Consider the following 19,686-nt stretch of genomic DNA (forward strand, 5'->3'; position numbering starts at 1 on the left):
CCTAAATGTTAGTTTCTCCATGTAGTATATGATTAAAATCAAAATTTCGAGTAATAGAATTTTTTTATAAGCATAACTAGAATTCTTTAGTCAATTCAGAATATGATTTAAATTTCATTAAATTCTAAAAATTAAAATGGATAAATGTCATATTCAAATATTTCTGAACTGATTTTATATATTTTGTTTTTTAATTCATCAAGTTGATTATTAATTTGATAAACTTCTTCAATTTTTTTTTTGTCATTTTCTTCTGATTCAATTAAATAGAAGTAATAAGAAGAAAAACCTTGATCTTTTGGTTCTGGACTTCCCCATTTACTCCATTTTCTTATTTCATCTTTTATTTCTTTTTTCAATTCTTCTGGAAATATTTCTCTTTCCCCATAGATTACAATATTTAATATGCATAAATAATCTAGTAATGAAATTTTGATTGGTTCATATAAATCTTTTCTTTTTTTCAACTCATTTCTTTTTTTTAAGAAAGTTTCTACTGCCTCTTTTAATTCTATGTATTTTTCCAATTTCTCCACTTCCTAAACACCTCCATTTTATTTACTATATTTAAAAAGTTCAATTCCAGGTATTCTAGTATCGGGTATAAATATCTGATTTGTCTCCATTCCTCCCAAATACATTCCACCTTGTGGCGCAACTGGACCTTCATATGTAACTGTTCCTGCAGGTATTCTAACTGCATATACCTGTTCTATCATAGATTTAGCAGTCTGTTTCCTGTATTTAAATTTTTAGCCGCATTCCCTGCTGTCTGTGTAATTCTTTCAACATTTCTTGTATGGCTTGTAACTTCTGTTGTGCTGGAAGTTGTATTATGTGGCAGTCTCCTGGATACAATTTTTGAAGGTTTTGTCACATTTTCAGGAACTCGGAATACTCCATCAGATCCCTCTTCAAGAACTGTCGCTCCTTTTCTTGTAGCGACGATTATGTTATTTTTTATTATGTGTTAAAAAAAATTTTAATATTTAACTTTGTAATTTAGATAAAATTTCTCTATATTTTTTATTACTTTATCTTCTGTCAAAAACTGAATTCCCTTTAATTTATTATGTTCTTTCGATATAATTTCATTTTTACTTATATCATTATTTTGTATTATTTTTTTTAATTTCTTTTTAAAATTTTTCCATATTTTTTTATTATCATGAATCATTTCCAATATCATGTTAATTGAAAATATATCTAGATATTTTAAATCTTTTTCAAACGCACTTATTGTTTTATCTAAAAGATGATTATCTTCTAAAGTTTCAGTTAATATATATAGAATATTCCAGTATTTATCATATTTTAAGTTTATATTCTTCACTTCACTTATTGTTGATAGTATTTTCTCTACTTTTTCTTTTAACCATTTTCTTTCTTCTTTTTTTGAAATATTAAATTTCATATATTGATCAAGATACTCCTCTCTTTGCATATGAAAATAACTTCCATTATAATGTAAAAATATTTTTTTTGCTTCACTATAGTCTTTTATAATCATTATTGTTTCACCGCTTTCCAGAATTCTCCATCTTTTATAAATTTAAAACCATTATCTTTTAAAAAATTTACTTCTTTTTGAAAATATCCACTTGCTTTCATAGGATCATGTGAAAGATAAAAAATTTTCCCTTGCTGTAATTGCTGTTCTAAAAATTTTAGTTTTACTGTTCTTTTACTATGAATTTTAAAAATGTTTTATCTAACCATAAAAAATATCATTTAAAAAGCTTGTATAATATCTATACAGCTCAAAAAATCAGTATTTGGAATACAGAAAAAATGTAAAAAAACTGCATCTCCTATTTTGTGCCCAAGATTTAGGTGCAGTATAAAATAATTTTCTGACATCTTTTTTCTTTTTTTTAATGTAATTTTTTATTTATGATTTAATCTTTTGACTGCTCATTTTTTTCATCAATACAACTATTAAAAATTCTTGATTTACACCAATATTCTTTTAGAAATTCATTTTTAAATAATATTTTTAAAGTGTTAATCAATTTTTCTTCATCTTCAGAAAGGCTAATATCTTTTTTATGCAATATTTTATTAGGAGTAAATATTGTATATTCAAAATTATAATCTGGAACCAAATAATAGCCTTCTTCTTGCTTCATTGAATCAATTTTTTCTATAATTTTAAATATTTCATTATTTTTTTAGATATTTTTCTTATTTCAAAATTATTATAATGTAATTCAAGGGAGACTTTATTATCTTCAATTTCCCATTTTCCAAACAAAATATTACTTTCTTTATCTTTCCCTATTATACAGGTTGGATATAAATTCATATAGTATTTTTCTATGTCTAATGAGAAAAAATTTAATACTTTTGATTTTGACTCTTCATCTAAATTATTTAAGCAATGAATTTCTGGATAATTATTTTTCCTAAAATATATCTGAGCTTTTTTTTCAACATAATTTTTAGATTTTAAAACGAAATCATACGAATAATATGTAGTATAATGATTGTATACATTATGAATAAAAGTATTTGTTTTTCCATCATAATATAATGGTGCGTTACCTGTTGTTAGGTTTTTTAAATAATCTTCATTATCTGGACTGCAAAAAATCTGATTGATTATTGTTTCATCATAAGAATAATCAGGTATTCTGCCAAATATTTTTATTTCTTTACAATACATAATATTTATTGATAATACTATTAATAAGATAACCCTTTTCATTTTTTTAGTTCCGCCTCTTTTAGAATATTCTTTACATTGCCAATTTCATCAAATTCTACTTCAAATTTTTTTTCTAATCCAGAAAAGATTATAATTTTTTTTATTTTGTTTTCTTCATAATTATAATATTCTATAACCTTTTCAATACCAGTTTTTATATTTGATTGTTCATTCAGATTTTCTCCATATAAATATCTTGCTATATTCAATTTATAAATATTTGCGTTTTTATAAATTTCTTCTCTTTTTATTTTATTATTTTTATTAAAATAAACGATTTTGTTAATTTTTTTCTCCTGATTAAAAAAGATAATAATATTTCCCAATGTTTCTGAAATAGTAATAAAGTCTTTATGATTAACGTTTTTTAAAATAAATTCTTCATATTTTAAATCCATTTTCCTAGTAAAACTGTCATCCATTTTTTTAAACTCACTGCCAAGTAAATTTAATGAAATTATAAAAACTATAAATTTTTTCATCATCTTACCTCTTTATCCTTATTCAAATCTTCTTTTAACTTACCAGGATTAGTAGCATATTCAATAGTCTGGCTCTCAACATTAATATCAGTCGAATCCTGCAATCTTTTGTAACTTCATTAGCTTTTGTAACATCCCTATTTATTGGACTTCCAGAAGCTTCTCCTATTTCTACATTTCCAACTACTGTATTTCTAGTTACTCCCTGTTTATCCCTGTCATCTTGATTAAATCCAATATTTGTAACTCTAGGAGATTTTCCTAATGACGTTCCTGATGAAGCTCCTGTTGTTGCCATTGTATCATAGTTTTGCATATTATGTCCAACATACTTATCATGAAAAAAATAGAAAAAGTATGATTATGAAGGAAAACTAATTAATTCGAAACAAATATTATAATTATAATTTATAGTTCCATTTTGTTATAAAAATATAAGTGTGGAAAAATAAAATTAATCGTTGTATAATGATAATGTGAAATGAAAAAAGTGGCAAGAAAGGGTAAAAAATGGGTAAAAATGAAAAAAATTGGTATAAATTAGATGCGTTTGCGAAAACTTATTCTTCTATCATAAGTGAAGGGAGAACGACTTGCTTTAGGCTTTCTGTTTTGTTTTCGGAAAATGTTGACTTGGAGATTTTGCAGGAAATATTGCCTTTTATGGAAAAAAAGTATCCGTTTTTTAATTCAGAACTGAAAAGAGGAATCTTTTGGAATTATCTTCAAGAAAAAAATACAGGATTTACGGTGGAAAAGGAAAAAACTTATCCGTGTACAGATATTCAAAAAAATAATCCACTTAGAATAATTTATTACAATAATAAACTTTCAGTAGAAATTGCTCATTTTTTAACTGATGGTGGGGGAGCCATGATATTTTTTAAAGATTTGCTTGAAAGGTATCTGGAAGAAAAGTATTTTATAGTAAAAAATAAAATGAAAATGTTTGCAAGAGAAAAGAAAAATTTGGAAGACGTGCAAAATGTTGAAAAAGATGAGTATGTCAATTCGTACGAAAAATATTTACGGAAAGTTAGTAAAGAAGTAACGATAAAATCAGCGTTTCATTTGCCACTGAAAATATTAAAAAAAGGACAGTATCATATAACGACAGGAGAAATTTCCTTGGGGGAAATAAAAAAAGAAAGTAAAAAACATAAAACGACAATTGGAAAATATTTACTCGCCGTCTATTTTAAAATTTTGCTGGATAGATATTTCAATGCAAAAAATCCGATTGTTATCGGTGTTCCTGTAGATTTAAGAAAAATTTTTGTTGAAAAAACGTATAGAAATTTTTTTATAAATATTACGCCAAGTGTGGACGCAAGTCTTGGAACTTACTCACTTTCTGAAATTATTACATATTTAGACAATTATTTTGCTCTTAAAATAAATGAAAAGGAGTTTTACAAAAGTATTTACAAAGCGATGAATCCAGTTGAAAATATTTTAATACAAATAGTTCCATATTTTATAAAGCGAATGTTTTTTCCGTTTATTTTCGACTATTACGGCGAACGGGGATATACAACAGGATTTTCAAACTTAGGGATTTTTAGGATCGATGAGAAATATCAAAAATATGTTTTAGGATTTAGATTTTTGCCACCGCCTAGTAAGAGATGCAAAGTAAAAATTGGAGTGATCAGTGATACTCAAAAGATATATATAAATTTTGGAAATTTAACTACAAATTATGAAATTGAGAGAGATTTTTTTGTTTATTTAAGAAAGCGTGGAATACGATCAAAAATTATAACAAATTATTAAAAAAGAAGGGGGAAAGTAAAATGTACTGTATAAAATGTGGCATAGAACTTGAAGATGGTGTAAAAAAATGTCCTTTGTGCGAAACACCTGTACCACAAATAGAAGATTTGGAAAAAATTAGCTATGAAAGTGAATATCCAAAAATAAATATAAATTTTTATGAATTGAGGATGAAAAAAGTAAAAAAAGCGGTATTTTTATCTTTTTTTACAATTTCGATAATTTCAATTTTAGAAGTATTTTTTCAAAATATGATAATGTACAATAGAATAAAATGGGGATATTATACAATTCCGTCAATTTTGATTTTTGATTTATTTTTGTTTATTTTACTTGATTCTTATAGAATGAGAACAAATTTATTCATCTGTTTTTTTGGACTGAGTAGTTATTTTTTAATCTTGGATTATGGAGATAAAGTTTTAACTTGGAGTTTAAAATTAGGAATTCCAATTGTTGTGGCATTTACAGTAATTGGATTCATTTTTTCATTTGTTTGGGACAAGCACAAAACGGATAAATTGAAAATATTAAATTTTTTTATCTTTTTTGTCGGAATATTTTTATTGGTGTTGGAATTTATAATAAGCCGAAAAATGACCTGGTCAATATTTTCATCAATTCCGCTTTTTATCTTAAACATACTTTTAAGATATTCATATAAGTCGTATAAGGAAGAATTTAAAAGAAGATTACATTTGTAGTTAAAATATATTTATTAAAAAATATAACGAAATAAAATATTTAGAGGTAAATAAAAGAATTTCTAATTTAGGTTTCTTATGTAATCTATGAAATTCTTAAAATAAAAATTTTTCAATATCCTTTTTTAAGCAGAAGTGCTCATCGCCGCACCCCTGCACCCCGGCTAGTCTTCGTCATTTTTATGCACTGCCAAAAAACTCGCACTAATTGTGCTCAAATAGTTTTGTCAGCACATAAAAATGCTCCGACGGTTTAAACTTTACTATCATACAAAAGTGTCGTGATTTTTTTGGAGTAAAGACGACTGTCTGAACGAAGTGAGTTTCGGCTTTGCTTCAAAAAAATTCTTAGACGAGCGTGGGGATTATAAGGGGAAATGGCGGCCCTTTCCCCTTATGTAAAAAAAGAAAAAACTATATTAAACAAAATAACATCTTGTAATTAAGGATAACTTTAAAAAATTTGAAATTAAAAATCTATCTTTAAATATTTTTTTTGTTTTAAAAACATTTGTATTTGCAAGAAAGAATTTTTAGTGATATAATAAAAAAAATTTAAAATTTGAAATAGGGAGAAATCACATGAAAAAAATAATTTTGAATTCTTTAATTTTACTTGCAATAGTTTCTTGTGGGAATAAAACTAAAAGTAAAACTGAAGAAGTAAAAGGCGTGGATAAAAAATATTTAGAATATGTCGCAAGTCTAAAATCTGAAAATGATTTAAAAATTAAGATGGGTGGAGAGCCTGTTACAATTGTTGGAAAGAAATTAAAAGTTGGCGATAAAATAACTCAAATTCCAATGGTAGTGAATACAAAATTAGAAGAAAAAAATATTTTTGATGATAAAAATATAAAAGTTTTATATACAGCGCCTTCTTTGGATACAAAAGTTTGCTCAATTCAAACAAAGATTTTAAATGATGAGGCTAAGAAAAACCCAGATATAAAATTTTATTCAATTACAGAAGATACTCCATTTGCACAAACTAGATTTTGTACTGAAAATGATATAAACGGAATAAAAGCTATTTCAGATTCTAAATACCATCAATTTGGTCTGCAAAATGGGTTATTTATAAAAGAAAAAGGTCTTCTTACCCGCGCATTAATCATTTTGGATAAAGACAATACTATTAAGTATATAGAATATGTTTCAGATGAAAAAAAGGAAGCTGATATAGATAAAGCATTAGATTTTTTGAAAAAAATGAAAAAATAAAAAATTAAAATTGGTAGAATAAAAGCTACCATTTTTTTATAGTAATAAAATTAACCTCTAAAATTTTTACTCTATTGAATTAAGATTTTGTAGTTCACAAATTTTATTAAAAATGATATAATAAAAACAGTAATAAAAAGAAATGAGAAGTGAGAATATTGAATATTACATTATATAGGAAATATCGTCCACAAAATTTTGATGAGATAGCGGGACAGGAATTTGTAACTCGTGCTATAAAAAATTCTTTGCGAGAAAATAAATTATCACATGCTTATTTGTTTAACGGACCACGTGGAGTTGGGAAAACTACGATTGCAAGGCTTATTGCAAAAGGGGTGAATTGTTTAAATAGTGATGGTATAACAGATTCTCCTTGCGGAGTTTGTGAAAACTGCGTTGAGATAAGTAAAGGGATTTCTATGGATATGGTGGAAATTGATGCAGCGTCCAATCGTGGAATTGACGAAATTAGAGAGTTAAAAGAAAAAATAAATTATAGACCCGTAAAGGGAAGAAAAAAGATTTATATAATTGATGAGGTTCATATGCTCACAAAAGAGGCATTTAACGCACTTTTAAAGACATTGGAAGAACCGCCGTCACATATAATATTTATTTTAGCGACAACTGAAATTGATAAAATTCCAGATACGGTTATTTCGAGATGTCAAAGGTATGATTTTTTGCCAATTAATAAAAAAGATATAACAAAATTGTTAAAGACGGTGGCTTTTAAAGAAGATATTGAAATTGATGAAAAAAGTCTGGACTTGATATATCAGAAATCTGAAGGAAGTGCAAGGGACAGTTTTTCGATTTTTGAGCAAGTTGTGTCAAATTATCCGGGAGAAGCAATTGATATTTTAATGACGCAAAAGGCATTAGGAGTTGTGCCAGAAGCTCTTTTAAAAGAATTTTTGGATTTGATTTTGCTCTCAGATAAGGAAAAGCTTATTGATTTTGTTGATAAAATTTGGGAAGATGGAGTTGTAATCGAAACTTTTTTGAAAGATTTTTCTTATTATTTAAAAGAGCAGTTTAGAAAAGAAAGTAACATTGAAGTAAATTTTTTGCTTGATACGATAAGTTCGATATACGCTACATTAAATGAATTTAAGTATGAAGAGGACAAACGATTATTAGGATATGTTTTAGTTCATGAATTGTATAAAAATAATAAGTCGGTTAAAGATAATATAGAAAACGTCCAAAGTTTTGATTTTGACACAAAGGAAATTTCTAATTCTATTTATCGAAAAGTGATGAATGAAATTTCGTTAAAAGATTTTGAAAAAGCTCAAACAAAGAATGATTTTAATGAAGACAAAAAGAAGAAAGCTTTTATAGAAAGTTCAAATTTAGAAAAAGAAACTGATATTTCTGTTTTTAGAAATAATTGGAGAAAAATAATTTCTGGATTAGAAAAAGTAAATATAGCTTTTCAGGTTTATTTTCAAAATGCAAAACTTTTAGAAGTGAAAGATAATGTTTTATATATAGCTGTTGAAAGTAATTTTAGCGCAAAGATGATTATGGAAAAAAACAAAAAAGAAATAGAGGAAATTGTAAATAAAATTTGTAAAACTGACATTGAAATAAAGGCTTTGGTTTTAAAAAATAAAGTTAAAAGTGAAAGTAAAAAATTTTTAGATAAAATGACGGAATTTTTTGAAGGGGAAATTTTGGAAAGTAAATATTAAAAAATACTAGAGATGAAAAGGAGATTTTAATAAGTATGAAAATTAAAGTAATTTTAACAGAAACAATTAAAGGTATAGGAAAAAAAGATGAAATTATAGAAGTAAAAGATGGATATGCAAATAATTTTTTATTAAATAAAAATAAGGCAGTTTTGGCTACACCTGAAAATATCAATAAGTTGCAGAAAAAAAATGAAAAAATAAAGAAAAATCATGAAAGAGATGTAAAAGAAGCGAATGAATTAAAAGATATACTTGCAAAAAAAGAAATTGTATTAAAAGTTAAAGCTGGAGAAAATGGAAAAGTTTTTGGTTCAATTGGAGCAAAAGAAATTGCTGAAGCAATAAAGGATCAATTAAATATAGAAATTGACAAAAAGAAAATCTCAAGTAATACAAGAGTAAAAGATTTGGGACTTCATAAAGTTGAACTAAAACTTCATTCGGAAGTAAAAGGAAGCATAAAAGTAAAAGTGGAAGCAAAATAAATTTATTAGAATAAAGGGAAAAGATGGATACAGATAACTTAAATTTGACCGACGAGACAGTGGATAATTTAACTGAAAAAACGTATAGTATAAAGTCTGAAGAAGCGCTAATAGGTTCAATTTTTTTAAAGCCGGAAATTATGTCTGATGTTCTGGAAGTCATAAATGAAGAGGACTTTTATAAAGGAAATCACAAAATATTATTCAATGAGATGAAAAAGGCTCATGAAAGTGGAAAAATTATTGAAGTTCTTGTAATTGTCGAACTTTTGAAAAAAAATAATTTGTTGGAAGAAGTCGGAGGAAAAGATACAATTTACGATTTTACAGAAGTAGTTCCAACAGCGGCAAATGCGATGACTTATGCCAGAATAATAAAAGAAAAATCAATTCAAAGACAGCTTATCGGTGTCGGAGAAGATATTGTGAAGCTGGCAGGGAATGGATATGAAGATATAGAGTCGATTCTTGATAAGGCTGAAAAGAAAATTTTTGAAATCTCAAAAAAAAAGCAGCATCAGGAAATTATACAAGTTGGAGAATTAGCGGACAAAAAATTATATTTGTTGGATAAATATCAGGAATCTAAGAGTGAACTTAGTGGAATTCCTACGGGATATGCAGCTTTGGATCATATGACAAGCGGACTTCACGGATCTGATTTAATGATTCTTGCGGCTAGACCTGCTATGGGGAAAACTGCATTTGCACTAAATTTAGCAATAAGTGTCGCAAAACAAAATAAACACGTTCTGGTTTATAGTTTGGAAATGGGAAATGAGCAATTATTTGACAGAATTTTATCAATTGTTGCAAAAATAAGATTAAAAGCGTTAAAAGATAATATGCTCTCAAAAAAAGAAATGAATAAGATGGGGGATATTTTTGGCGAGCTTACTGAAATGCCTCTCTACATTTCAGATTCTTCAAGTGTGAATATGCTAGAAATAAAGTCGACAGCTCGTAGATTGAAGTCGGAAGGGAAATTAGACTTTCTTCTGGTGGATTATTTGCAGCTAATAAGTCCACAGGAAGGCTATAGAAAAAGCAGAGAACAGGAAATATCGGAAATCTCACGTTCACTAAAACTTCTTGCAAAAGAGCTAAATATACCGATTTTAACTTTGTCACAGCTTTCTCGGGGAGTGGAGCAAAGAAATAATAAAAGACCGATGTTATCTGATTTGAGAGAATCTGGGGCAATAGAGCAAGATGCGGATATAGTAATGTTTTTATATCGAGACAGTTATTACAAAAAAAATAATTTAGATGAAGAAGAAAGCAGTGACAACAATAATAGTAATAATGACAGTGGTAAAGAAGAAGATGAAAAAGCTGAAGAAGTAGAATTAATTATTGGAAAACATAGAAGTGGACCGGTGGGAACTGTAAAATTAGCATTTGAAGCTTCATATCAACGATTTTTAAACATAAAAGACGACAAATATTTACCAGCTTTTGAATAAAAAGATTTGATAAAAGAAGAAAAATTAAAAAATTTAAGGAGAAGAGATGGAAAAGAGAAAAAGAGTAGAATTATTGGCGCCTGCTGGAAATATGGAAAAGTTAAAAAGTGCTTTTCATTTTGGAGCGGATGCTTGTTTTATTGGAGGAAATGCCTTTAATTTAAGAGGGATGTCCTCTAATTTTAACAACAAGGAATTGAAACAAGCCATTGATTATGCTCACAGCCTGGGGAAAAGAGTCTATGTTACATTAAATATTTTTGCTCACAACGCAGAAATTGAATATATGCCAAGATTTATAAAAAAACTGGAGGAATATGGTGCAGATGCAGCTATTGTAGCGGATCTTGGAGTATTTCAGCTAGTTAGGGAGTATGCTCCAAACTTAAAAATACATGTCAGCACACAAGCCAATAATACAAACTGGATGAGTGTCAAAACTTGGAAAGAGATGGGAGCTAAAAGGGTTATTTTGGCAAGAGAAATGTCGTTAAATGAGATTAAAAAAATTCGTGAAAAAGTGCCAGATGTTGAAATAGAGGTGTTTATTCATGGAGCAATGTGCATGACTTACTCAGGAAGATGTTTACTTAGTAACTATTTTACCGGAAGGGATTCCAACCGTGGAATTTGTGCACAGGATTGCCGTTGGAACTATAAAGTCATTGCTGAAGGACATGAAGAAACGGGAGTGCATGACATTATAGAAAATGAAGATGGAACATTTATGTTTAATGCAAAAGATTTGTGTACAATCGAATTTATTGATAAAATTATTGAAGCAGGGGTGGATTCACTAAAAATTGAGGGAAGAATGAAAAGTATTTACTACAATTCAACAGTAGTAAAACAATATAAAAGAGCGTTGGATTCTTATTATTCGGGAAATTATAAATTTGATGAAGATTGGTTAAAGGAACTTAAAACAATTAGTCATAGACAATATTCAAACGGATTTTTCTTGGGGCCTACGACTGAAAAAGATCAAAATTACAAAACTGGACTTTCATACAGTCAAACTTACAGATTGGTTGCAAATGTACTGGAAAAAGTTGATACGAATAAATATAAAATTCAAATTAGAAATCAAGTTTTTGCAACGCAGGAATTAGAACTTGTAAGACCAGAATCAGAAGTTGTAAAATTTAAAGTAAAAAATTTTTATAATACCAAAAAAGAAGAATATGAAGATTATGTAAATCCTAATACTATTGCAATTATTGAAACAGATGTCGAAATGGGACCGATGGATTTACTTAGAATAAAACTTCCTGAAGGAAAATCGGACAGTGATATGGACAAAGAGAATTTTTAAAATTAATTTTTTGTAATCTTTTTTTAACTAAAAGTTTAATAAAGTGAAAGTAAAGTTTGTAAAAAAACAACTATCTTAATCTATTTATAATTATTTTTTATCTAAAAATTATTGTAAAAAAAAGATAAAAGGGTATACAAATTTTAAAAAATAAGGTATAATAATTAGTACAAATTGAAAATTTTTTTAAATTTTCAACAAATTAAAATAAAAGTGGTGATAAATGATGAAAGAAAAAATACTAGTAGTGGAAGACGATCCTAAAATTTCAAGACTTCTTGAAATTGAATTAAAATTTGAAGGTTTTGATGTATTTTTTGCATACGATGGTAAAGAAGGGTTAAATATGGCAAAATATGGTTCATATGACTTGATTTTACTAGACGTAATGCTTCCAAAAATGAGTGGAATGGAAGTTTGTAAAAGGGTAAGAGAAACTTCTCAAGTACCTATAATTATGCTTACAGCTAAAGATGAAATTAGTGATAAAGTAGTTGGATTTGATTATGGAGCTGACGACTATATGACTAAACCGTTTTCAAACGAAGAATTGCTTGCAAGAATAAAAGCTTTATTGAGAAGAACGAAAAAAGCGGTTGATCACAAAGGATTATTTGAATTTGAAGATTTGACAATAAATTATTCGACTTATGAAATTTTTAGAGGGTATGGAAAAGACTTGATTCAGTTGTCAAAAAGAGAATTTGAGTTACTTGACTTTTTGGTGTTAAATAAAGGAATTGTTTTATCGAGAGACAAGATATTGGAAGAAGTTTGGGGATTTGATTACATCGGAAATGATAACATTTTGGATTTGTACATCAAATATTTAAGAGATAAAATTGACAGACCTTACGAAAGAAAATTTATTCAAACCGTGAGAGGAATTGGATTTATCTTTAAATAAGGAGCCAAATTTATGAAAAATTTAAAATTAGAAGATCGTATTTCTTTGAATTATGTTCTTCTATTTTTGGTATTGATATTATTTTCAAATATTATTTTAGTGTATTCACTTCAAAGACAGTCAAAAAAAAATTTAGTGTCTTTGGCGCAAAATAAAATAGAAGATATAAACAGTTTTTTGGACAAAGTTACGGTGTTTTCACGTAAGACAAATGAACTTACATTTGATTTTAACCCACAAGTCGTGGAGGGTAAAAGAATTATTTATTTAAAGCCTTTTAATCCAGGGGAAGAAAGTTACTTGTATGTTCTTGAAATGAAAAGAAATAATAGCAGGGTAATTCCGATAAATACAATCGGTGGGACTGATACAGAAGAAGCAAATGCAACAAACGAAGAAGTTGTAGGAATGCTGGAAAAGTTTAATTTAAAGGAAAACGACGCAAATGGGAAAACTATTGATTTAGGAAGTGAAAATAAATATTTTGCTTTTAAAGTCGCAAGAAATATAAAACATTACGATTTCAATGTCTATGTGTTAAAAAATATTTCACAGGAAAATAAGATTTACAAGAGATTGGAATATCTTGTAATTTTATTTACAATAATGGGAGCAGTTCTTACGTTAATTGTATCAAAAGTAGTCAGCAGAAGAATACTAAAACCTATTAAAAGTGTAATAAAGACGGCAAAAAGTATCACAAGTGAGGATTTGAGCCAGAGAATAGAAGTTCCGAAAAGTGAGGATGAGCTTCAAACATTGACTTTAATTATAAATGAAATGTTAGATAGAATTGAAATCTCTTTTGGAAATCAGAAAAAATTTGTGTCGGATGCGTCGCATGAGCTTAGAACGCCGCTTGCAATAATAAAAGGTTATGCGGAAATAATTAAAAAGCGTAGACTTACAAATGAAGAAATTTTTGAAGAATCAATTGATTCGATTATAAATGAAACTGATAATATGAGAAATTTAATTCAAAAGCTGTTATTCTTGGCAAAAGGTGAAATTACAAAAATTAATACAAAATTTGTTGAAATTGATGCAAATGAAATGGTTAGGCAGATTTATTCGGATACAAAAGTTTCAACCAAAACTCACAAAATTCATCTAAAAGAGGGTGAAGATTTTAAAATAAACGGTGATGAAACTTTGCTTCAGCAGGCAATTAGAGCGATAATTGAAAATGCGACAAAATATTCAGAAGAAAATACGAATATTTATATTGAGTCAGAAATAAAAAATGGACATGGTGTAATTTCAGTTCGTGATGAAGGTGTTGGAATTTCAAAAGAAGATGCGCAAAGAATTTTTGATAGATTTTATAGAGTTGATTTATCAAGAACTAAAGCAACAGGTGGAACAGGACTTGGACTTGCAATTGTAAAAAGAATAATTGAAATTCATAGCGGTAAAATAGAAATTGATTCTGAAATGGGAAAAGGAACTAAAATATCGATAGTTTTGCCAATAGATGGGAAAAAAATTGCTGGTGGAAATGAAAAAATCAGTAAAAAAGTTAAAATAAAAGAAAAATCAAGTTCAATTTTTAAATTTTGGAAAAAGAAAAATAAAAAAGAGATAACGAAAGTAAATAAAAGTAAATAAAAATAAACGAAAGGAATAAAAATGGCTAGAAAATATTTTGGAACAGATGGAATGCGTGGAGAAGCCAACAAGGATTTAACTATTGACTTAGTTGGAAATTTGGGACTTGCTCTTGGATATTATTTAAAAAAACATAGAAAAAAAGCGGGAAAACCAAGAATTATCTTGGGAACTGATACAAGAATTTCAGGATATATGATAAGATCAGCACTATCTGCTGGATTAAATTCAATGGGGGTGCACATTGATTTTGTCGGAGTGCTTCCAACACCAGGTGTTTGTTATTTGACAAGAAAATTAAAGGCTGATGCGGGAATCATGATTTCTGCTTCACACAATCCAGTAAAAGATAATGGAATTAAAATTTTTAGCTCAAATGGTTATAAACTTCCCGATAAAGTTGAAGAAGAGATAGAAGCGCTTATGGAAGACAGAAAAAAACTGCTAAAACATCAAATTGCTGGTGATGATTTAGGAAGATTTAAGTATGTTGAAGACGATATGAGAATTTATTTGGACTTTTTGGCGTCAACTGTAAAAACAAATTTTAAAGGCTTAAAAATTGTCATTGATGCGGCAAATGGCGCAGCTTACAGAGTAGCTTCAAAAATTTATCAAAAATTAGGAGCGGACATTATCGTAATAAACAACATCCCAAATGGGAAAAACATAAATGTAAATTGTGGTTCAACTCATCCAGAGCTTTTACAGGAAGTTGTAAAAGTATATAAAGCTGACTTGGGACTTGCGTTTGATGGAGATGCGGACAGACTTATTGCGGTCGATCACGAAGGAAATGTAATCAATGGAGATTTAGTAATAGCTATAATCGCTGGGTACTTCAAAAAACGAGGACTTTTAAATGACAATAAAGTAGTTACAACAGTTCTAAGTAATATGGGATTTGAAAAATATCTGGACGAGCAGGGAATTGGATTAATTAGAGCAAATGTCGGCGATAGATATGTTCTTGAAAAAATGAAAGAATATGGTCTAAATGTCGGTGGAGAGCAATCTGGACACATTTTGATGCTGGATTACAACACGACTGGAGATGGAGTTTTATCTTCAATTCAGCTAGTTGCAGCAATTTTGGAAAGTGGAAAAACATTAAATGAATTAGTAAAAGATATAAAATTATGGCCACAGGATTCTAAAAATATAATGGTTTCTAAAGAGAAAAAAGCAACTTGGGAAACAAATAAAGAATTGACGGATTTTATAAGAGAAAAACAGAAAGAAATTGCTGGAAAAGGTAGAATTTTAGTGAGAGCTTCTGGAACAGAATCGCTTATTAGAGTGATGGTTGAAGCAGAAAAACAAGAAATTGTGGATAAATATATCAAAGAGTTGACAAAAAAAGTTGAAGAAGTTTTGGGATAAGTTAGTTGAATTATGGGAAATAGGCTAGATAAAATTCTAGTCTTTTTCTTTAATAAAATAAAAAAAAGTAAAAAAATAAGTTTAGAGTGATTAATTATCCTAGATTTAGAAAGGATTATGGGTTAGAATGATTAAAAAAATTTTTGAGTACATAAAATCTAATGAATATATATATTTTTCTTTATATTCATTAACAAGTCTAATTCTAATATATTTTTTTTATAAATTAAAATTATTTAGAAAATTCGATGATTTAAGAATTGTATTTTTATGGTATTTAATGTTTTTTGGTATTTATGGACCATATAAAAAATTAAAGATCAAAAATTATTTGGTTAGATTTGTTATATCAATGTTTATTTTAATTATAGTTATAATAGGAGTTTAAGATATGAAAATATCAAAAATAAAAATATTAACTGTACTAATTTTTTATTTAAGAATATTTATTTTAGTCAAATTACTTTTTTTTACATCTTTGGATACTTCAAAAGAATACGAAATATGGACATATATGAAATTTATAGATTTTGAATATCTATTATTAATTTTTTGGGATAAAAAAAATAAAGTATTAAATTTAATTATAAATTTATTTTTTTCTTTTGGGTTTTAAAAATATATTTTTGTTAATATAAAGTTTATATTAGAGTATGAAAGAGAGAAGAGAAAAATGAAAGTAAATTTTTTTTATAGTCAAATAAATAAAAAAATAGGAATATATCATTTGGAAGATAGCATACTTTCGATTGGTAAAATAATTAAGGTTTCTGAAAATTATTTATTTTTGAAATCATATGGAACAGATAATTTGGAAGATGGAATAAAAATTTTTTTAATTGAAAAAATTAAAAGAGTTATTTTGGAAGCTGATTATATTAAGAAATTGGAGAATGTAAAAAAAATTACACAACATTTTGAAAAATTAAGTGAAAAAATAAATTCATTCGAAGATGTATGCGAAGAAATTATAAAAAGAAAATATCTAATTTTACTAAATTTAAAAGATGGAGATATCGAGGAAGGATATTTAGTAAAAAAAGAGAGTGATTACTATTATTTTGAAATAGTAAATCAAGAGTTAGAAGTGGTTTCTAAAGAAATTTTTGATGTGAATTACATTGAAAAAATAAAAATTTTTGTACATGGCACAATTATTAATGAAAAAAATTATAGTCCTTTTAGCAAAATAGAATTATTTTCAGGAGAAATTTTTAGAGGAAATTTGCTAGATAGAAGAAAGAAAATTATTATTTTTAAGGAAATAAAAGAATTTTCTAATGATAGCTATATTTCAATAGTGAGAAAAGAGGATATCAAAGAGATAACAGAAATTTGTGGGAAAGAAAAAATTAAATATATGAATATAGAAAAATATTTTCAAAATATATCTAATATAAGTTTCTTGGATATTTTAGAAATTTGTATGAGATTTAAAATATTTATTTTTATTGACAATGTTTATTTTGATGAAACTAAAGTTGGAATTGTTGAAAAAATATTTGATGAATATATTTATTTGAAAATGTTGGATGAAAATTATCATTTTATTGAAAAAATAAAAATAGAAATTTCTGAAATTGATATTTTGAGAATCAAAAATTATGTTTTAGAAATTTAAAGTAATGGAGATAGAAAAAAATGAAAATTAATGAAATAAAAAAAGTATATATGTTATATCATAGGACAAAACAGGGAGATGAAATACTAATTGGATTTTTTTCAACAAAAGAAAAAGCGAAAGAAATTATGGAAAAAAGGAAATTGGATAAAGGTTTTAAGGATTTTCCAGAAGGATTTAAAATTAGAACGATGATTGTCGGAAAAGATTACTATACAAAAGGTTTTATATCGAAATGTTTGAAATAAATTTATTTAACAAGAGTTTTGGGAAGTGAAAAAATGGAAGTCTGGATTTTGTCGCATGGCTATGAATATGGAGATGTTTATGATAAATATAAATGGGAGGAGGAAACTAGATTTTTAGGTGCATATTGTACGAAAAAAGAAGCGATGAAAGCATTGCTGAGATATAAGAAAATAGGGGGATTTTGTTCTCATTTGGACGGATTTTATATAGGAAAATATACGCTTGATAAGTATTCACAGTGGGAGGGTGGTTATACGACTTATTACAAGAAAAATGAAGAAAAACATATTAAATCAAATAATCGAAAATTGTATTTGCTTTCACATTTTTATTATATAGTTGGTTTTCAAGAAAAAGAAAAACATAGAATTTTAGGTGTTTATCTGTCAAAGTTGGAAGCTAAAAGAAAAATAAAGAAATATCAGAAAATAAAAGGATTCTCTTCACATATTTCTAATTTTTATATTGAGGAATTTATTTTGGATGAATATAAAGAATGATATGATAGAAAAACTAAAAGGTTAAAAAAAATATAAACTAAGAAAAAACAAATGTGGGAGGGTATAATTAAACAAAATATAAATAGCATTGAGAGAGGTGATTTACTATGTCAAAATATAAAGATGATGATGAAACTAAAGTAGTAACCGATGATGATTTGACTAATTTCTTAGGAACTGATTTGAATCCAAATGATCCAGATGATTAATCCGAGCTTGAAGATAGAATTGAAGACTGGTTTAGCAAATAATTTTTAGTATTATTGAAAGAAATACTCTGTTTATTTTATTATGAACGGAGTATTTTTATTATATAATATTATCATTAAATTTCTCAACTTCAACATATTTTTTACTAAAATTTTGTGCTATAATATACTTAAAATTTAAAAGAAAAAATGAAAGGTGAAAAATATGGAGCATAAAGAATTCGCAGGAATTTATGATGTATTTATGAAATATGTGGATTATGATAGCTGGTATAGGTTTCTTAGGAGTTTTATTAAGGAAAAGGGAACTTTATTAGATTTGGGATGTGGAACTGGTGAGTTTTTGGTTCGTTTCTTGAAAGACGGATTCTCTGTGGTTGGAGTTGATTTGTCGGAGAAAATGCTGGAAGTTGCGAGGAAAAAAATAATTGATAAAAAACTTAAGAACTGTGATTATAAACTTATAAGAGAAAATATTGTAAATTTTGAGAATACTCTTGAAAATGGGAAAATTTGCGAAGTTGACAATATTGTTTGTAATTTTGACACGGTAAATTATTTGAAGAATGAAAAGGAATTTAAGAAGCTTTTGGAAAAATGTTCTAAAAATTTGAAAAGAGATGGATTTTTGATTTTTGACGCTGTTACAGAAGATATTTTTTCTGAAATTTTTGAAAATGATATATTTTTGGATGAAGAGCCTGAATATACAAGTATTTGGCGCCATGAAAAACTTTCACAAAGAAAACATCTTGTGGAAATAGATTTATTTGTCAGAGAAAATCTAAATGATAATTTATTTAGAAAATATAACGATATTCAGTACAAATTTATTTATGATTTAGAATGGATAGTTAAAACTGCTAAAAATTATGGATTTGAAGTATTTGACACGGCAAGTAATCCTGAATTTGGAGAGAGTAGAATATTTTTTGTATTTAAAAAAATATAAGTTAGGGAGAAAATGAATATGTTAGAAAATAAAAAAAGTACAGATACAGATAAAAATATGAATGGAAAAAATATAGAGAAAGAAAATATTGACGAAGAAGAAAAAAGAAAAAAAAGAATTTATGAAATTGAAAAAAAACTTGGACGTCACAATGAAAATGAGAAAAAAAATCGAAAAAGAAATAATAAAATTATAAAATATTTTGCACTAGCTACAAATATGGTTTATATTTTATCAGTGCCTGTACTTCTTATGCTAGGGTTTTATATGCTTTTAAAAAAGTTTTTATTTAAAACTGATCAGCCGATAGTATTAGTTATATTGCTTGTGATAGGCGCAGTTTCTGGATATTGGTCTTTGATTAAACAAATTAATAATATAAAGTGAGGAGT

At 27.0% G+C, this 19,686-nt stretch carries 23 protein-coding genes; 15 read left to right on the forward strand and 8 right to left on the reverse strand.

What is annotated here, in order from left to right; genetic code table 11:
• Positions 1–131: 131 nt before the first annotated feature.
• The 8 genes from AXF11_RS07470 to AXF11_RS07495 form a co-directional block, all read right to left on the reverse strand.
• Positions 132–536 carry a hypothetical protein gene (locus AXF11_RS07470; protein WP_068156574.1) on the reverse strand — a complete coding sequence of 135 codons (405 nt, stop codon included), beginning with the start codon at positions 534–536 and terminating at the stop codon, positions 132–134.
• Positions 537–554: 18 nt separating this feature from the next.
• Positions 555–719 (reverse strand): hypothetical protein, encoded by a 165-nt coding sequence (locus AXF11_RS10600; protein ID WP_156440397.1) that lies wholly within the window; start codon positions 717–719, stop codon positions 555–557.
• Positions 716–877, reverse strand: a complete 162-nt coding sequence (locus AXF11_RS10605) for a hypothetical protein (protein ID WP_156440398.1) — start codon at positions 875–877, stop codon at positions 716–718. Before AXF11_RS10605 ends, AXF11_RS10600 begins: the two co-directional genes overlap by 4 nt.
• 105 nt (positions 878–982) lie before the next feature.
• Complete coding sequence (locus tag AXF11_RS07475) at positions 983–1,510, reverse strand: hypothetical protein (protein ID WP_068156577.1); 528 nt, start codon at positions 1,508–1,510, stop codon at positions 983–985.
• 388 nt (positions 1,511–1,898) lie between these two features.
• Positions 1,899–2,129, reverse strand: coding sequence for a hypothetical protein (locus AXF11_RS07480; protein ID WP_068156580.1), 231 nt, complete (start codon positions 2,127–2,129; stop codon positions 1,899–1,901).
• A gap of 14 nt (positions 2,130–2,143) precedes the next feature.
• Positions 2,144–2,707 (reverse strand): hypothetical protein, encoded by a 564-nt coding sequence (locus AXF11_RS07485; RefSeq protein ID WP_068156585.1) that lies wholly within the window; start codon positions 2,705–2,707, stop codon positions 2,144–2,146.
• Positions 2,704–3,189, reverse strand: a complete 486-nt coding sequence (locus AXF11_RS07490; RefSeq protein WP_068156587.1) for a hypothetical protein — start codon at positions 3,187–3,189, stop codon at positions 2,704–2,706. The genes AXF11_RS07485 and AXF11_RS07490 overlap by 4 nt, the downstream gene beginning before the upstream one ends.
• A 34-nt stretch (positions 3,190–3,223) precedes the next feature.
• Positions 3,224–3,505, reverse strand: a complete 282-nt coding sequence (locus tag AXF11_RS07495; protein WP_068156590.1) for a hypothetical protein — start codon at positions 3,503–3,505, stop codon at positions 3,224–3,226.
• 194 nt (positions 3,506–3,699) lie between these two features.
• On the opposite strand from AXF11_RS07495, the gene AXF11_RS07500 reads away from it, so the two are divergent.
• From AXF11_RS07500 to AXF11_RS07580, 15 genes are all read left to right on the forward strand, one after another.
• Complete coding sequence (locus AXF11_RS07500; protein WP_068156592.1) at positions 3,700–4,965, forward strand: alcohol acetyltransferase; 1,266 nt, start codon at positions 3,700–3,702, stop codon at positions 4,963–4,965.
• Between the two features lie 20 nt (positions 4,966–4,985).
• Complete coding sequence (locus AXF11_RS07505; protein ID WP_068156595.1) at positions 4,986–5,669, forward strand: DUF6320 domain-containing protein; 684 nt, start codon at positions 4,986–4,988, stop codon at positions 5,667–5,669.
• 582 nt (positions 5,670–6,251) lie between these two features.
• A complete protein-coding gene (gene tpx / locus AXF11_RS07510) occupies positions 6,252–6,893 on the forward strand; it encodes a thiol peroxidase (protein ID WP_068156598.1) in 642 nt (213 codons plus the stop codon).
• A gap of 149 nt (positions 6,894–7,042) precedes the next feature.
• Positions 7,043–8,596, forward strand: a complete 1,554-nt coding sequence (gene dnaX, locus AXF11_RS07515) for a DNA polymerase III subunit gamma/tau (RefSeq protein WP_335338989.1) — start codon at positions 7,043–7,045, stop codon at positions 8,594–8,596.
• A 35-nt stretch (positions 8,597–8,631) separates the two neighbouring features.
• Positions 8,632–9,084: a 50S ribosomal protein L9 gene (rplI, locus tag AXF11_RS07520; protein ID WP_068156604.1), complete on the forward strand. Its 453-nt coding sequence runs from the start codon at positions 8,632–8,634 to the stop codon at positions 9,082–9,084.
• A 23-nt stretch (positions 9,085–9,107) separates the two neighbouring features.
• Positions 9,108–10,550: a replicative DNA helicase gene (gene dnaB / locus AXF11_RS07525; protein WP_068156606.1), complete on the forward strand. Its 1,443-nt coding sequence runs from the start codon at positions 9,108–9,110 to the stop codon at positions 10,548–10,550.
• A gap of 46 nt (positions 10,551–10,596) precedes the next feature.
• Positions 10,597–11,865: a peptidase U32 family protein gene (locus AXF11_RS07530; RefSeq protein ID WP_068156609.1), complete on the forward strand. Its 1,269-nt coding sequence runs from the start codon at positions 10,597–10,599 to the stop codon at positions 11,863–11,865.
• A gap of 226 nt (positions 11,866–12,091) precedes the next feature.
• Positions 12,092–12,772, forward strand: coding sequence for a response regulator transcription factor (locus AXF11_RS07535; protein WP_068156611.1), 681 nt, complete (start codon positions 12,092–12,094; stop codon positions 12,770–12,772).
• Positions 12,773–12,784: 12 nt separating this feature from the next.
• Entirely contained in the window at positions 12,785–14,380 is a 1,596-nt protein-coding gene (locus AXF11_RS07540; RefSeq protein WP_068156614.1) for a sensor histidine kinase, read from the forward strand.
• A 21-nt stretch (positions 14,381–14,401) separates the two neighbouring features.
• The gene (gene glmM, locus AXF11_RS07545; RefSeq protein WP_068156617.1) at positions 14,402–15,763 is read left to right on the forward strand and encodes a phosphoglucosamine mutase; all 1,362 of its coding nucleotides are present in this window, start codon (positions 14,402–14,404) and stop codon (positions 15,761–15,763) included.
• A gap of 673 nt (positions 15,764–16,436) precedes the next feature.
• Complete coding sequence (locus AXF11_RS07560; protein ID WP_068156625.1) at positions 16,437–17,384, forward strand: hypothetical protein; 948 nt, start codon at positions 16,437–16,439, stop codon at positions 17,382–17,384.
• Positions 17,385–17,404: 20 nt separating this feature from the next.
• Positions 17,405–17,632 (forward strand): DUF7336 domain-containing protein, encoded by a 228-nt coding sequence (locus tag AXF11_RS07565; protein ID WP_068156627.1) that lies wholly within the window; start codon positions 17,405–17,407, stop codon positions 17,630–17,632.
• 33 nt (positions 17,633–17,665) lie between these two features.
• On the forward strand, positions 17,666–18,133 hold the full coding sequence (locus AXF11_RS07570; protein WP_068156630.1) for a DUF7336 domain-containing protein: 468 nt from the start codon (positions 17,666–17,668) through the stop codon (positions 18,131–18,133).
• 414 nt (positions 18,134–18,547) lie between these two features.
• Positions 18,548–19,294, forward strand: coding sequence for a class I SAM-dependent DNA methyltransferase (locus tag AXF11_RS07575; RefSeq protein WP_068156633.1), 747 nt, complete (start codon positions 18,548–18,550; stop codon positions 19,292–19,294).
• A gap of 18 nt (positions 19,295–19,312) precedes the next feature.
• Positions 19,313–19,681: an AtpZ/AtpI family protein gene (locus tag AXF11_RS07580; protein ID WP_231724675.1), complete on the forward strand. Its 369-nt coding sequence runs from the start codon at positions 19,313–19,315 to the stop codon at positions 19,679–19,681.
• The last annotated feature ends 5 nt before the right edge of the window (positions 19,682–19,686 follow it).

Source organism: Leptotrichia sp. oral taxon 847 (assembly GCF_001553645.1).
In the GTDB taxonomy this organism is placed as follows: Bacteria; Fusobacteriota; Fusobacteriia; order Fusobacteriales; family Leptotrichiaceae; genus Leptotrichia.

What these genes read in the sequence shown, in the direction of transcription:
- AXF11_RS07475 (WP_068156577.1), bottom strand. Translation starts at nt 1,510, where the DNA reads ATGATTATAAAAGACTATAGTGAAGCAAAAAAAATATTTTTACATTAT.
- AXF11_RS07530 (WP_068156609.1), top strand. Translation starts at nt 10,597, where the DNA reads ATGGAAAAGAGAAAAAGAGTAGAATTATTGGCGCCTGCTGGAAATATG.
- AXF11_RS07535 (WP_068156611.1), top strand. Translation starts at nt 12,092, where the DNA reads ATGAAAGAAAAAATACTAGTAGTGGAAGACGATCCTAAAATTTCAAGA.
- AXF11_RS07485 (WP_068156585.1), bottom strand. Translation starts at nt 2,707, where the DNA reads ATGAAAAGGGTTATCTTATTAATAGTATTATCAATAAATATTATGTAT.
- AXF11_RS07580 (WP_231724675.1), top strand. Translation starts at nt 19,313, where the DNA reads ATGTTAGAAAATAAAAAAAGTACAGATACAGATAAAAATATGAATGGA.
- AXF11_RS07575 (WP_068156633.1), top strand. Translation starts at nt 18,548, where the DNA reads ATGGAGCATAAAGAATTCGCAGGAATTTATGATGTATTTATGAAATAT.
- AXF11_RS07500 (WP_068156592.1), top strand. Translation starts at nt 3,700, where the DNA reads ATGGGTAAAAATGAAAAAAATTGGTATAAATTAGATGCGTTTGCGAAA.
- AXF11_RS07490 (WP_068156587.1), bottom strand. Translation starts at nt 3,189, where the DNA reads ATGAAAAAATTTATAGTTTTTATAATTTCATTAAATTTACTTGGCAGT.
- AXF11_RS07495 (WP_068156590.1), bottom strand. Translation starts at nt 3,505, where the DNA reads ATGCAAAACTATGATACAATGGCAACAACAGGAGCTTCATCAGGAACG.
- AXF11_RS07480 (WP_068156580.1), bottom strand. Translation starts at nt 2,129, where the DNA reads ATGAAGCAAGAAGAAGGCTATTATTTGGTTCCAGATTATAATTTTGAA.
- AXF11_RS07505 (WP_068156595.1), top strand. Translation starts at nt 4,986, where the DNA reads ATGTACTGTATAAAATGTGGCATAGAACTTGAAGATGGTGTAAAAAAA.
- dnaB (WP_068156606.1), top strand. Translation starts at nt 9,108, where the DNA reads ATGGATACAGATAACTTAAATTTGACCGACGAGACAGTGGATAATTTA.
- tpx (WP_068156598.1), top strand. Translation starts at nt 6,252, where the DNA reads ATGAAAAAAATAATTTTGAATTCTTTAATTTTACTTGCAATAGTTTCT.
- AXF11_RS07540 (WP_068156614.1), top strand. Translation starts at nt 12,785, where the DNA reads ATGAAAAATTTAAAATTAGAAGATCGTATTTCTTTGAATTATGTTCTT.
- AXF11_RS07560 (WP_068156625.1), top strand. Translation starts at nt 16,437, where the DNA reads ATGAAAGTAAATTTTTTTTATAGTCAAATAAATAAAAAAATAGGAATA.
- AXF11_RS10600 (WP_156440397.1), bottom strand. Translation starts at nt 719, where the DNA reads ATGATAGAACAGGTATATGCAGTTAGAATACCTGCAGGAACAGTTACA.
- AXF11_RS07565 (WP_068156627.1), top strand. Translation starts at nt 17,405, where the DNA reads ATGAAAATTAATGAAATAAAAAAAGTATATATGTTATATCATAGGACA.
- AXF11_RS07570 (WP_068156630.1), top strand. Translation starts at nt 17,666, where the DNA reads ATGGAAGTCTGGATTTTGTCGCATGGCTATGAATATGGAGATGTTTAT.
- rplI (WP_068156604.1), top strand. Translation starts at nt 8,632, where the DNA reads ATGAAAATTAAAGTAATTTTAACAGAAACAATTAAAGGTATAGGAAAA.
- glmM (WP_068156617.1), top strand. Translation starts at nt 14,402, where the DNA reads ATGGCTAGAAAATATTTTGGAACAGATGGAATGCGTGGAGAAGCCAAC.